The organism is Novosphingobium sp. (assembly GCF_039595395.1).
In the GTDB taxonomy this organism is placed as follows: Bacteria; Pseudomonadota; Alphaproteobacteria; order Sphingomonadales; family Sphingomonadaceae; genus Novosphingobium.
Map to the genome: position 1 here is coordinate 1,700,989 of NZ_JBCNLP010000001.1, position 13,323 is coordinate 1,714,311.

Annotated in this window: 10 protein-coding genes; 5 read left to right on the top strand and 5 right to left on the bottom strand. The window is 61.1% G+C overall.

Going from position 1 to position 13,323, the window contains the following annotated elements; all coding sequences use genetic code 11:
- The first annotated feature begins 220 nt into the window (after positions 1 to 220).
- The 3 genes from ABDW49_RS07965 (at position 221) to ABDW49_RS07975 (ending at position 3,957) form a co-directional block, all read left to right on the top strand.
- The gene (locus ABDW49_RS07965; protein WP_343611008.1) at positions 221 to 2,413 is read left to right on the top strand and encodes a tetratricopeptide repeat protein; all 2,193 of its coding nucleotides are present in this window, start codon (positions 221 to 223) and stop codon (positions 2,411 to 2,413) included.
- A gap of 296 nt (positions 2,414 to 2,709) precedes the next feature.
- Positions 2,710 to 2,922, top strand: coding sequence for a 2-hydroxymuconate tautomerase family protein (locus ABDW49_RS07970; RefSeq protein ID WP_343611009.1), 213 nt, complete (start codon positions 2,710 to 2,712; stop codon positions 2,920 to 2,922).
- Between the two features lie 81 nt (positions 2,923 to 3,003).
- Positions 3,004 to 3,957, top strand: coding sequence for a hypothetical protein (locus tag ABDW49_RS07975; RefSeq protein WP_343611011.1), 954 nt, complete (start codon positions 3,004 to 3,006; stop codon positions 3,955 to 3,957).
- A 1,745-nt stretch (positions 3,958 to 5,702) separates the two neighbouring features.
- Here ABDW49_RS07975 and ABDW49_RS07980 read toward each other — a convergent pair.
- The 4 genes from ABDW49_RS07980 to ABDW49_RS07995 all read right to left on the bottom strand — a co-directional run bounded on the left by ABDW49_RS07980 (position 5,703) and on the right by ABDW49_RS07995 (position 9,623).
- Entirely contained in the window at positions 5,703 to 6,659 is a 957-nt protein-coding gene (locus tag ABDW49_RS07980) for a hypothetical protein (RefSeq protein ID WP_343611013.1), read from the bottom strand.
- A 63-nt stretch (positions 6,660 to 6,722) separates the two neighbouring features.
- Complete coding sequence (locus tag ABDW49_RS07985; RefSeq protein WP_343611015.1) at positions 6,723 to 6,947, bottom strand: hypothetical protein; 225 nt, start codon at positions 6,945 to 6,947, stop codon at positions 6,723 to 6,725.
- 222 nt (positions 6,948 to 7,169) lie between these two features.
- The gene (locus tag ABDW49_RS07990) at positions 7,170 to 9,422 is read right to left on the bottom strand and encodes a patatin-like protein (protein WP_343611017.1); all 2,253 of its coding nucleotides are present in this window, start codon (positions 9,420 to 9,422) and stop codon (positions 7,170 to 7,172) included.
- A gap of 36 nt (positions 9,423 to 9,458) precedes the next feature.
- Entirely contained in the window at positions 9,459 to 9,623 is a 165-nt protein-coding gene (locus ABDW49_RS07995) for a hypothetical protein (RefSeq protein ID WP_343611018.1), read from the bottom strand.
- Between the two features lie 102 nt (positions 9,624 to 9,725).
- On the opposite strand from ABDW49_RS07995, the gene ABDW49_RS08000 reads away from it, so the two are divergent.
- Both ABDW49_RS08000 and ABDW49_RS08005 read left to right on the top strand, forming a co-directional pair.
- Complete coding sequence (locus ABDW49_RS08000) at positions 9,726 to 10,667, top strand: AraC family transcriptional regulator (RefSeq protein WP_343611019.1); 942 nt, start codon at positions 9,726 to 9,728, stop codon at positions 10,665 to 10,667.
- 72 nt (positions 10,668 to 10,739) lie between these two features.
- Positions 10,740 to 11,699 carry a DMT family transporter gene (locus ABDW49_RS08005; protein WP_343611020.1) on the top strand — a complete coding sequence of 320 codons (960 nt, stop codon included), beginning with the start codon at positions 10,740 to 10,742 and terminating at the stop codon, positions 11,697 to 11,699.
- A gap of 325 nt (positions 11,700 to 12,024) precedes the next feature.
- On the opposite strand, the gene ABDW49_RS08010 is transcribed toward ABDW49_RS08005, so the two are convergent.
- Positions 12,025 to 13,308 carry a metallophosphoesterase gene (locus ABDW49_RS08010; RefSeq protein ID WP_343611021.1) on the bottom strand — a complete coding sequence of 428 codons (1,284 nt, stop codon included), beginning with the start codon at positions 13,306 to 13,308 and terminating at the stop codon, positions 12,025 to 12,027.
- Positions 13,309 to 13,323 lie beyond the last annotated feature (15 nt).

Sequence of the window (13,323 nt, forward strand, 5' to 3'; positions counted from 1 at the left end):
TTGATGGCGTCCTTGCCGCTTGACATATCATGAAACAGATGGAGGCATGGCCATGCGTCGGTGCAGTGGTTGCCTTGCAGAGGTTTTTTCATAATTTCCCAGCCTTCGCAACCCTCTTGTGCGGCGCGGCATCGCGCGGCCTGCTGAAGATGGCTTGCCACAGGGGGCAGGATGTCAAGGCGTGGACATCACCCTGAAGATGGTCGAGAGCTAAGCCCTGATGATGAGCATGGCTGACAATCTCTACGCCCAGGCCCGCGAATGCCTGCGCTTGCGCAATGAGGCCGACGCCATGCATCTTGTGGAGCAGGCGCTGGCGATACAGGCCGACCACGGCCCCAGCCTTCATCTCGGCGGATTGCTGGCGGGCCGGGCCGGGCGCGACGGGCAGGCCGTGGACATGCTGCAACGCGCCCTGGCTGTCGGGCATGGGGAAGTTTCCTCTCTGCTGCTGGCTGCCATCCATGAACGTGCGGGGCGTGGCAGCGAGGCCGAGCACGTCTATCGGCAGCTTCTGGCCATCTCTCCCGCATCGGTGGAGGCCCTGCTCAGGCTGGGATTGCTTCTCACACGGCAGGGCCTTGGTGAGGCTGCTCTGCCCTTTCTTCGTCATGCCACCCTCTGCGCGCCCGACCATCCGGCGGCGCACGGCGCACTGGCGAGCACATTGCATGGTCTTGGCATGGTCGAGGCCGCTTTGCCTCATGCGCTCAGGGCCATCGAACTGGCGCCGGGTAACCGGGATTTCATTGGCAATCTGGCGGTTATCCATAATGCACTGGGGGATTTTGCAGAGGCTGAAGCCCTGTGCCGGGCCGCCTTGACACCGGGCGAGGATGCGGGCCTGTGCAACACGCTGGGCATCGCGCTCAAGATGCAGGACCGGATCGACGAGGCGGGAGACGCTTTCGAGCGCGCCCTGGCCATGGTGCCCGGCTTTAACGATGCGCTCTACAATCTGGCCGTTGTGCGCAAGGATCAGGCACGCACGCCGGAGGCGATCAGCCTGTTGCAAGCGCTGATCGACCGCGCGCCCGATCTGGCCGCCGCCCGCTTTGCGCTATGTATGGCGCATCTGCCTCCGTTTCATGAGGATGAGGCGCAGATCGATCGCAACCGCGCCGCCTACGAGCAGGCGCTTGGCGAACTTGAAGCCTATGCCGATGAGGTTGGCCCGGCGGCACTGGCACCCGGCGTCGGCGCGGCCCAGCCTTTCTATCTGGCCTATCACGGCCATAACGACGTTGCCCTGCAACGCCGTTATGGCCGGCTGGTGTGCCGCGTCATGGCTGCAGCCTTTCCTGCCACGCCGCTTGCCGAACCGGTGCGGGCCGGGGAGCGCCTGCGAGTTGGCATCGTCTGCGGCCATATCCGGGCCCATTCGGTCTGGCAGATCCCCACAAGAGGTTGGGTCGAGGGGCTGGACCGGGCGCGCTTCGACCTCTTTGCCTATCACACCAGCGCCGAATGCGATGCCGAAACAGCGCGCGCAAGGGCCCTGTTCGAGCATTTCACGCAAGGCCCGCGCTCGACCGGGGACTGGCGTGAGGCCATCGCGCGAGATCGGCCCCATGTTCTGATCTATCCCGAAATCGGCATGGACCCGATGGTCGCGCGCCTTGCGGCGATGCGACTGGCGCCGCGCCAATATGCCTCCTGGGGGCATCCTGTAACCAGCGGCTATCCCACCATCGACGCTTTCCTCAGCAGCGAGGCCATGGAGCCTGAGGACGGCGATCTGCGCTATGCCGAAAGGCTGGTGCGTCTACCCGGCCTGTCGAGCCCTTTCGCGCCTCCGGCCCTGCCACCGGCAACCACAGATCGCACCGCGCTGGGCCTGCCCGAGGATGCCGTGATCTATTGGAGCGGCCAGTCCCCTTACAAATATCGGCCGGGCGATGACGATGTCTTCCCCGCCATCGCCTTGCGCGTGCCTCGGGCCTGCTTCGTCTTCATCGCCTTTCCTGGCAGTTCGTCCCTCACGCTCAGCTTCCGCGAGAGGCTGGCAGCCGCCTTCCGGGCGAAGGGGCTGAACGCCGAGGATTATTGCATCATCCTGCCGCGCATGGCGCAACATGACTATCGCGCGGCGATGGGCTGCGCGGATATCATGCTCGACAGCCTTGGCTGGTCGGGGTGCAACTCCCTGATCGAGGCACTGGCATGGGGGCTGCCCGTTGTGACTCTGCCAGGCGAAACGATGCCCTCCCGCCATGGTGCGGCGATCTTGCGGCATCTCGGCATGGATCACGCCGTCGCCGGCAGCCGCGAGGCCTATGTGGACATGGCAGTTAGGTTGGGGCTGGATTGCGGCTTGGGTCCGCCCCTGCCTCTGGCATCACCAGATGCGCTGGCGATGCTGGCGGACCGGGAAGCTATCAGTGAACTGGAGGCCTTTCTCCTGCTCTCATGATGCTGAATGGACAGCAGTTTTCAGCGTGCCGTTGCATGACCGGGAATGGCGGCTTTGTCAGCGGCTCTCCTCATCGTGCAGCTCAGCGCACAGGCGATCGCGTGCATATGGAAGGGTAATCGGCAGCAGGCTAGCCCCCAATCGTACTCCTGACCGCGACTTTCCTCCACGAACCAGATCTGAAGCACGCCCGCATTCTGATCCGCACGGTCATCGCTTTGATCCGCCCGGCCATACGCTCCCGCCTCGTCCTGCCGCATGGTCCGCGCATCACTCTCCGAACGAAGGACAAAACGATGCCCGCCATTCATGTGCATATGCTGACCGGTCGCACCCCAGAACAGAAGAAAGCCTTTATCAAGGCCATCGCCGAGGTCACCGTCGGCATTCTGGCTGTGCCGGAGGATGCCGTCAGGATCATCCTGACCGAAGTGGCGCCCGAACATTGGGGTATCGGCTCACGCGACATGGCCGAGATCAGGGCGGGCATGACACAGGTCGGCCCATAAGGCCGCCGCTCAAGTCAAATCTATCAGATCGGAATATTCAGCGTGGAACGGATCCGTAAACGGCCGGCGTGGACACACATCATGTCCAACGTGACGGCCCGCAGCTTCATCATCAGCGATCTGCCGACGATCGTCTTCATCCTGCTGGTCGCCTATGTGGCGGACAAGGCGGCGATGCCCTCGCTGATGTTTCCTGAACTCGCCGCGCTGGCCTATGGCATTTTCAAGGCGCCTTATGGGCCATGGGCAAGGGCGCCGGTCATGCTGGTGGCGACGCCGCTGCTGGTCGGCGCGGTCGGTACGCTGGTGACGCGGCATCTCGATTATGGCCCGGTGTCGGTGCTGCTGACGGTGGGGATCGCCATTGCCATGATCGCGGCGCTCAAATCTCCAATCGCGCCTGCCATGTCAGCCGGGCTATTCCCGCTGACGCTCGGGATCAGGAGCACCCTTTATGCGCCCTCGCTGTTGTTAGGTTTGGGCACGCTGGCCTTGCTGTCGCCGCTCTGGCGTTGCCTTGTGGTTTCGCCTGCCAGCGCTGTTTCATCGCGGAATCGCGATGAAACGCTCCAAGCAGCGCCCAAAGACTGGTCCTGGGTGCCGTTTTTCCTGGCTTTTCTGGTGATCGCGCTGGCCTTGGTGCAGGCAACGGGATGGCGCTTTCTATTGTTTCCGCCGCTTGTCGTCATCGCCTTTGAGATGTTTGCCCACGCGCAAGCATGCCCCTGGGCACAGCGCCCTTTTACCCTTCCCATCCTCTGCTCGCTGACAGCGGGCATGGGGCTGGTTCTTGTCGTGACCTGGGGGAGCAATCCTCTGGCGGCGGCGGCAACTGTCCTGTTCGGGATCATGGTGCTTCGATTGTTCGATCTTCACCTGCCGCCTGCACTAGCGATCGGCCTGCTGCCGTTTGTCATCCCCAACGTTGACTATAGTTTCGTGATCGGCGTTTCGGCGGGAACATTGCTTCTGGCACTTTGCTTTTGCGTCTGGCGCGCGATGGTAAGCAGACGACTATCTAGCGTTTTGGTTTAGCTCTGATGGACGAGCTCAAAACATTTCAAATCGCGCCTTAGTGCGCAAATAATTGAAGCTATAATCTGGAATTGGTCGTTGTAGATCTTGGAAATGGATCGACCGCTATCCTCCATTTTTCGCCGTTAAGAACTCCACTGACCTGATGACCGACTGGTAGCATTTGACTGGCGAAATTTGGCCAGAGAATGGCGGGTTTGTCAGCCCTACCCGTGGCGTCGGAGCGAGATCTCCCGGCCCAAACTATGCCGTTCGTACATACCGTCGTGAACGACCGGTTCTGACAGGAGCGGCTGCCTGAGCCTCGCGAAGCTAACGGTCGACTGCCGCCAACAGAGCGGCCATTCCGGGCCACGGGCAGTCCATCCTAAGCGTCCCTTCATTCATGGGGATCTCTTTTACTTTGGGATCTGCAAACAATCCTCCTGACCGGACACGACAACGTTGTGAACATGCGCCAAGACCGCCATCTTCGGCGCGATCGAATTGATGTTCGAGGGGTGAGATCAGTGAGTACGGACGGAAAGAACTCAGTTTTGCTCGCCGCGCAAGTTAGCTTTTGGGTCTTCTTTGCATGGTGGATGTTGGGCGTCGCCGGGAGAGTGGAGATTCGATCATGGATAATCCCGATCGACGGGTTGCTTGGGTTGATAAATTTGGCATGGTTCGCGTATCGCATATGGCAGCGGCGAGCTTCGAATTCAGATGGTTCGAATGACTGATCGTCCCTCCGCACCCGATGTGCCCGAACTGTGCGGGTGGTGGGGTTAGTCTGCCCCCCCAACATAGCCATCGTAGAAGGTCGCCAGCTCGTGCGTTGGCAGCTGCGTGCCGGAATCAAGGAACCGGCCAGTGAGGCGCTACAACCAATATGTCTGGTTAGCGGACATCATTCCAATGCGAAAGCCGGCAGGCTGTTACAAAGCAGGAATGGGTCGGTGCTTATGTAATTGCTCCCCCGGTCAACGCAAATATGCTTGATTTTTTAAACTGGTGCGAGACAGGGGGCATCACTCAATCATTAGTCAAAAAGACTTCGAGGGTATTTATGCTGGCTGTGACGATGATGACAGTGCTGCTGATGCAGGCGGCCCCGAAGGCGTCATCGATGCAGCCCCCAACCGGCGACGACGTACCTCTGCCACAAGGCGCAAGTGCGCCTCTGCCCACCGGGAATCCGGGGGCTTGGGTCACGCAAAGCGATTATCCGGCAGATGCTCTGCGCGCTAAAGCGAAGGGCGTGACGGGTTTTCGCGTCATAATTAACCCGCAAGGCCGGGTAACGGCATGCTCTGTGACAGAAGGCAGTGGGACGACTTCGCTCGATGAAGCGACTTGCCGATTGATCCAGCAACGCGCGCATTTCAGGCCGGCTCTGGATTCTGAAAAGCATCCCATCATTGGGGCTTGGAGCGGACGGGCTCGATGGGCCTTACCCAGAGGTTGAGGATTCTGAGTATTCACTTTTGCCTCTGCCCAAGCTACTCATGAGCAATGTCCGCAACGTTGTCGTGTCCTGACAAGTGGCTTTTCTCAGCCCAAATCATTGAGTAGCCATAGGTATGGAGCCTACCTGGTGTCTGAGGTGAAGGCGTCCCAGGATCGCAGCTTTTCAGCATTCCAGTTCTCATCAGTCCGCCGATCCGAGCGAGCGCGCGAAGCTGAAAACCTGCCGTCCTGCTCTACGCTGGAAAACGATGTGGCTGCGTGGAAAATCAGGCCTACAATTCTTTCAGGGAATGGCCTCAGGCAGCAAGAAGGCTGTCCAGGCTAAACCTGTATATATGGCTGCCGTTCCAGCATAGTGCAGCCCCTGCACGGCATGAAACATTATGACGAAATGTCATGGGTGCCGAATACTGATCGAGGATTTGCACCTGCGTCCTGTTGCCGGTTTCCAGCGATACTATGGTGACAACACTGTCCTTTGGAGTGGGATCAGGCCCGACCTTTGGCATTGCCTCGATCCTGCTGCCTTCAGGTGAAACATTGATCCTGAAACCATTTTGATCGCCTACGCCGTGGAAGTCGATGCCCCCCACAAAGCCCAGATGTTTTGGACCAACGAGCAAGCCGCTCATGATCGAGACTGGTGCTTTGGGAAGTACGGTCCGGGTTTCAAAGCCTTTGATCATCGCCACGAAATATGGGCTGTAGGGGCATATCCAGGCTGCGTCATTGTCGTCCAGGGTCAGCGTGTCGCAATCGTCGATGGGGGCATTGGGGCGGCCGTTCCACTGATACTCCAAGTCGCCGTGTTGATCGAAGCGTGACAGTCCGTGAGCGGAAAGTGGATCGCCACCGAAGATGCCTTCATCGAAATAGCCAACCCAAATCCGCCCTCTGCTATCCACCGCGAGATGTTCAATTCCATCGCCAATGGGGAAGCTTCTCACGAAGCGTCCAGACGGCCCAAAAATCTGGAGGTTTCGTTCACCGACCTTTGATCTGCAAGAAGCAAGCACATAGCCGCCATCAGGGAGCCGCTGAGCATGCGTCGTCGCAAAGGTGCCGTCTGGAGGCCTGTTTGCCAAATGGATTCCAGCCAAATTTTCGTCCAGCAGTGTCTTGCCGCGATCCTTTAGGATGAGGGCGCCCTGCTGAAGCGTTATAAAACAGGCTTCCACATTGCGGACATTAAGCCAAGGCTGAAGCCGCACAACACGAGTCGAGATTGATGAGGGCATGCTTGTAATATGCAAGATGCCGCTTTGGTTGACTATCCAAAACAACGCCACATCTCAAAATTGCATTTCCGCAGAATTTTACTTTGCAAACGACATGCCGATGTGGATCGCCAGGCCACCTCGCCGGCGCTGCCCTTGATCGTGATCTCGAAATCGACCTTGTCGCCCACCGCGACGGCACTGCCATCGTTTCTTACCGGTCCCCAGTAGTTTTATGGCAAGTCCAGGTGTATTTAGCTCCGCCAGTGGGCCACGGGTCAGGGTGTCAACTGCAGCGGGGGTGAGGGCGATTTTCTTGGTCATAATCCGATTCCTTCGGCTTACGGCGCAGATAAAATCATGGCAGAAATCATGACAGAAATCATGACAGAAATCATGACAGATTTTCCTGGACCCACGAGAGCCAATTGGCGGCCCCCCCCAGCGCGGTAGGCTCAATGAAAGCGCTGCTCCTCTTCGGCAGACAGAGCCTTCGTCACATCGCCGGCGCCCTATAGGACTGATTGGTCACCACCATGCATGGGATCATGCGATACCCAGTTCCTCGCGCAATGCGACAATCAGGTCGGGGATCCGTGTCAGTTGCCCTTCCTCCTCGTCCAGGATGGCGGTGAACAGCGCGCGCCGGATCGCCGCTCGTTCCTCGACAGGGATGGTCACCGGGCAAGCCGACCACACAATGTCGAGCAGGCGCGCGCCGCCGTGCAGGCGCCCCATCAGATAATCGTGCTCGCGATAGGCGCGGCTGAAAAAGGCACCGAACTGGTGCATCGCCTCACCTTTCAGCCGCCGCGCCAGGCCGGTTTCGCTCTGGTCGCCCTGCCAGTCCATGGGTGAGATGCGATCGATGTGCACGGGCGATGTTTCGGCCAGGTCGTTCTGCTGGAACCATGCCAGCGTGGCGGCGTCATGATAGGCGAAACCTAGGTAGGCCAGCATCACCGCCTGGACCAGCGCATCGGGTAGTTCCGGGAGCGCCTCGGCCAGAACCGCATCCACCTGTTTGTCCAGCCGGTCCATCCTTCGCGCTTCGGCCAGATCGCGCAGCGCCGCACCCGGATGGCGCGCCCAATCCGCGCCTGCCGCGCCCTGCGGCCCACCTTGTGCGACGTCCAGCGTCAGCGAGAGCGCCTGCCACGCGGCGGTGCTGGCCCGGTCATGGGCGGTTTCGGGGATTTCGGGCTGCGCCTCGCGCGCCTGATCCAGCCGCGCGATCAGGTGCCGCATGCGCCGCTGACGATAGGCCACGTCATGGTCGCGCAGGAAGCCGATCAGCTCGCCCGACAGGCCCGGCCCCTCCGATGGCGTCAGGCGCAGGTTGGCCCGCGCCCAACGTCCCAAGGTCGCACGGGGCGCGCCGGTGCCGGCGGCGATCTGGTCCAGCGTGGCCTCCAGCTTGTAAAGCGCATAGGCGTGATAGGCATAGCCCGCCTGTTCAGCCGCGGCGCGCTGCGCGGCGTTCCGCCATGCGCCCAATTGTCTGGCGGAGGGGCGCGCGCCCAGGATCTCTTCGCCCAACACCAGCCGCACGGCCTTGGTCACTTCGTCCTGAATGCCGGTGGCGATGTCATGGGCGCGCTGCAGGGCGGCCGATTGGCGGGTGAGCGATTCAAGGTTGTCACGGATGGGCTGCTCACGCGGAATGGTTGAAATCGCGCGAAAGATGACCGGAAAGAAGCCCGGTGGGCCGTCCTCGGCGGGTTGCGCATGCAGGGATCGCGATTGCGTGGGGTCGACATAGACGAGGCGTCGGTCGACCTCCACCTCGGCGGGGCGGGCGGACAGGGCGGCGATGGCCGGGCCAAAGGGGGCGTTAACCAGCACCGATCCGTCGATCAGGGCCACCTTGTACAGATCGCCGCTGGCCGCATGGGCGGGCAAGATCCGCGCCAGAAACGCGTCGCGCCCCGGCCAGGCTTCGCCCCGGTCGGCCATCATTCGGTCGATTTCGCTCACCTGCAACGGCGGGAAGGCGCCGGGAAAGCTGGCTGTGGCCCGCGCGGCAAAGACCAGCTCGGGCAGGGAGGCCCAGGGGCCCGCCGTGGATGAGGCCCGAAAATCGATGGACACACGGTGTTCGCGCTCCTCCACCCAGGCCGGACTGTGGAGCGCGATGCGCTGGACGTAGCCGGTGCAGTCCGTCGCCGTGGTGAACAGGTCGAGCGGGTGGGCATCGGGCAGCAGGCGCTCGCCTGCCGGGCTGGCGGCCATCTCGTCGAGTGCCTCGGCGATCATGCCGGAAAAGCCGATGCCGCTGAAGGGGGCCTCGAACCAGCGGGCGCGCACCAGATGGGCCAGCCTGCTGCGCACCTCCGGCTCGTCGGCGGCCGGAACCGGCTCCCCGGCCCCCAGCATGCGCCCCATCAGCGGCGCCAGCCACTGCTTGGCCGTCCCGCGCCATGTGCCCTCTTCCTGGGTGAGCAACTGGTCGATATCGGCCCGTTCCAGCCAAAGGCGCGTCAGCGGTTCGAGCGATTGGCCCGACTGAATGGCCTGGGCCAGAAACACGCTGTTGAGCCCGCCCGCGCTGGCCCCGGCGACAATATCGGGCAGGATGGACAGATTGAGCCCGCTCCGCTGCCCGATCGTGTCCAGCATGGCAGCGTAGACCTGTTCGACGCGATGTAGGGACGGGGCAGTGTGCTGGTGGCCGGGGCGCTGACGCGCGGTGCTCGCGCGGGCCAGATGCCATACTTCCTTGGTCACGCCATGCATGTAGACGGCAAGGCTGATCCCGCCATAACAGACCAGGGCGATGCGGAGTTCCTTACGGCGCATGAGTGGCACTGTGCGCCTTTGCCCCGTTGATGGCAATCACCCGTCCAAATAACGGTTCTGTGCTGCAATGTGCTTGAAAATAAGCGTTTTATAGCGGCAGCATGCCCGCGCCAAGGGGCGCGGCTCTTGCCGACGGGCGTCATCGAGCAGCGCGATCGAAGGGATGATCTGGCGCGCCAGCATCGCCGAGATACCGTCCACCTCAATAACTATCTACCGTGTGAACGAAAGGCAGCTTACGAGGAGCGCATTTGGGGCGGGGAAGGATCGCTTTGTCAGCGGCAGGGACCAAGTCAGTGATGCTTGATCACCCACGCACAGCAGCGGAAAGTCGAAGATAACCGCAATTATGTTGGTGTTTGCCGCAGCATAGGGCAGGGGTTCAATGGCATTCGTTTCTCGGATCTTGATATGACCAGCGCACTCAAGCCCGATGTGACCTCGTTTCGACGACCGGACGGGGTGGCCGGCATCGAGACGATGGTCGGGCACTATGTCACGCAGACGTTCAAACCTCATGCTCATGGGGAGTTCGTGATCGGCTTGATCGACCGGGGCTCCCATGCGGTCTGGTGTCGCGGTGAACAGCATTCGGTGACGGGCAGCACCATCGTCACCATGCGCCCAGGCGACATCCATTTCGGAGGCGCCGCGGCGGACTGCGGCTGGGTCCAGCGCATGGTCTATATCGATGAGATGGTGATGGCCGATCTGGTCAGCGAAGGCTTCGAGCGCCCGCATGGAACGCAACCCGATTTCGGGCAAACCTTCTGGCCGGATCGAGACCTTGCCGACGCCTTCAGGTGCTATCATGGCGCGCTGCACAGCGCGCCATCGCGGCTCGCCAGTGATAGCGCGCTGGAGGCGCTCGTGCATGTCGTGGTCGGCCAGCTTGCGCCTTCGCTCATGCGCGATCCGGATCAGCGCCAGGCCCCCGCGTCGGTGGCGGCGATCAGGGATTATCTGCATGCCCATGTCGAGCGCAATGTCTCGCTGTTGGATCTCTGCCGGGTTTCGGGGCTGGGGCGCAGGCAGACGATCGACCTTTTCAAGCGTCATACCGGGCTGCCCCCTCATGCCTACCATCTGGGGCTGAAAATCGATGCGGCGCGCCGGCTGCTTCTCTCCGGTGTTCCCACGGCGGAGGTGGCCGCGCTCGTCGGCTTTGCCGATCAAAGCCATATGACCCGCCATTTCAAGGCCATCGTGGGGACAACCCCCAGCGCTTACAAGGCCGCTGCCTGATCCGCACTTTCGTTCTAGAGGCGCCCGTGAGCAACCCCTACGTGCCCAGGCAGGCAACATCGGGGGTGATCCATGGAACAGAGACGGGCGTTTGTGCGGAGACACACCGGGCGCTGGAGTGCCTTCGCGGCCGATGGCGCGGTTTTGTGCATCGCCATGGTGTGGGGCGCCAGCTATCCGGTGGCCAAAACCGCGCTGTTCTTTGTTCCGGTTCTGGCCCTCATCAGCTTGCGATTTGCGATCACCGCGGCGGTGATGACCTGTTTGAACTGGCGCGAGATCGTTGCCGTCAAGGCCTCGGATTTTGCGGCCTCGCTGGCATTGGGGACAATCCTGTTTGCGATTTTTGTTGCGGAAACCTTCGGTGTAAGCCGGACATCGGCAACGAACGCTGCCTTTATCATCTCGCTCTGCACCGTGATGACGCCGCTTCTGGATTATGGCCTGGCGCGGCGCGGTCCGCCCCTGCGTGTGGTCGGGGCTGCCATACTCTCCTGTGCCGGCGTGGCGGTGCTGTGCAAGCAGTTGACCGCCCTTTCGGCGGGAGATGGGCTGGTTCTGGTCGCGGCCGGGTTGCGTGCGTTGATGGTTGTATCGACCAAGCGGCTGATGCGGAACCGACAGCTTTCCTCCGGGGCGCTGACGGCGGTGCAATCCTCAACGGTTTTCGTCCTGGCCTGCGTTTTTGCCGCCGTGACGGGTGTCAAAGTTGATCGGAGTGTTGTGACGCAAGTCCCGTTCGTCGAGGCTCTGCTCTTTTTGTCCATTTTGTGCACGATTGCCGCCTTTTACATCCAGAACCTGGCCGTGCGCCGATCGAGCCCGACCAAGGTCAGCTTCCTGATGAGCACAGAACCGGTTTTCGGCCTGATCTTCGCGAGCATCGTGCTGGCAGAGCCGATTTCAGCGCGGGCGCTGGCCGGAGGGGCGATGATCCTGAGCGGCACCATCATCGGTATTCTGGGGGACATGGGCACCCGGCGCCGGACGAGCCAAACCGTTGACGGTAGCGCAGGCCCGCTCACCACATGACCATTGGCAGGGCTTGGACGAGCGGTTCGGACGCCGGGAGTGCTCGCTTCATCGGTGCCGCTGGCCTTATGCGTTGCTGCATTATTCGGTTCAGTGCCGCCGATAGGCAAGCGAGAGGTTCCAAAACCTGACGCAGAATAATGGCCTGACCCACTCTATGAGCCGGTCAGGCCATGGCTGGGATGATACAGCGATGGAGAGTTTTCTTTCGCCGCTCAAAACCGGACAGACCAGAAAAGCAGCTCGCACCGAAGAGAGCAGCCTCACCGGATTCGATGAATGAGGCTGCCTCTGTCGAGGTCGAGCGGTCGCTTGGCGCTGGAACCTAGAGAGCCTTGGGAGCCCCAAACCGGGCACGGAAATCGGTCAATTCAAAGCTGAAATCGTCCATTGCGTTGAAGTCGGCATCGTCCATCTTGGGATGTTCCTGACCCTTGTACCATTTGGCATAATCCGCGACCTCGCTGCTGAATTTCTTGTAATGGGTCGAATAGGTGCGAACCTTCACCTTGGGCACGCTGTTCGCAAAATCGAAGGTCATCAGGCGCATCCAGCCATCGCCAATGCCTTCAGGCGTAGACTTCGCGCCGGCATCCTTCACAGTTTGCTGCCGCCCCTGATAATCCGAGAGCAACTGATAGATAGGGTGGCCGAAGCGGTTGGGATCGGTGCGGAACCACTGGGCATGTTCATGGCCGCACAGCACCATGAAGATCTGATCGTGCCGGGCGATGAATTTGTCCCACATCATCTGCGGCGTGTTGGCATCCGGATCGAGCGCGTGATTGTCGACGATCGGATTGGGCTCACGCGCACCGCCGGTTTGGAGAAAATCATGCGTGGAGATGATCGTCGGAAGGCCCGGATAGCGTTTCACGATCTCTTCCGCCCATTTTAGCGATGCTTCGGGAGCATCGAACTGCAAGCCGATATGCAGGAATTTGTAGCCGCCTGCGGTGAAGATCTGGGCGTTGTCGGCGCCGCCATCATGGCTGGCGACATACCATGGCTTGTCCTTGAAGAAGTCGGATTGATCCGAGAAGACCGAGCGCCAATTGTCCAGGCCGCCCACATGCAGCATACCGATGTCTTCCTCGGACTTGATCACCGGTTTTGGCGGATGGTTGGAATCCGGGAACTGCGCATCGTAATCGTGATTACCCGGCACGGCGGAGAAAGGCACCTTGCCGCTGATCAGCTCGTAAGCCTCTCTCACCTTGGGCGCCTCCACCGTCAACACCTTGGGTGTTGGCGCCAGAAAGGCGTCGATCATCGGATTGTTGCCGCGCTTCAGACCCAGCGCCTGGCTGCGCGGATCGATGGGCAAGGTCTGATGCTGCCATGCGTCGCCCAGCGTCATGACGAAGTCGATGTCCCCGCCCTGGCTACGGGCATGGTCGGCGACGAATTGCATCTGCTCCAGCAGCATTGGCGCGGCATCGAAGGCAAAGCCCGCGTCCTTCTGATGGTTGAAATCGACGTAATTTTGCGTGTCGGGAATGACCGCGATGGTGAAAGTCGTGCTGGCGGGCGCCTGCGCTGCCGCGTTCTGCATGGGAACAAGGGCGGCAAGCGCGCAAGCCGCGAGAAGGTTTTTTGCAAATTTCATGGATCAGACCCTTCG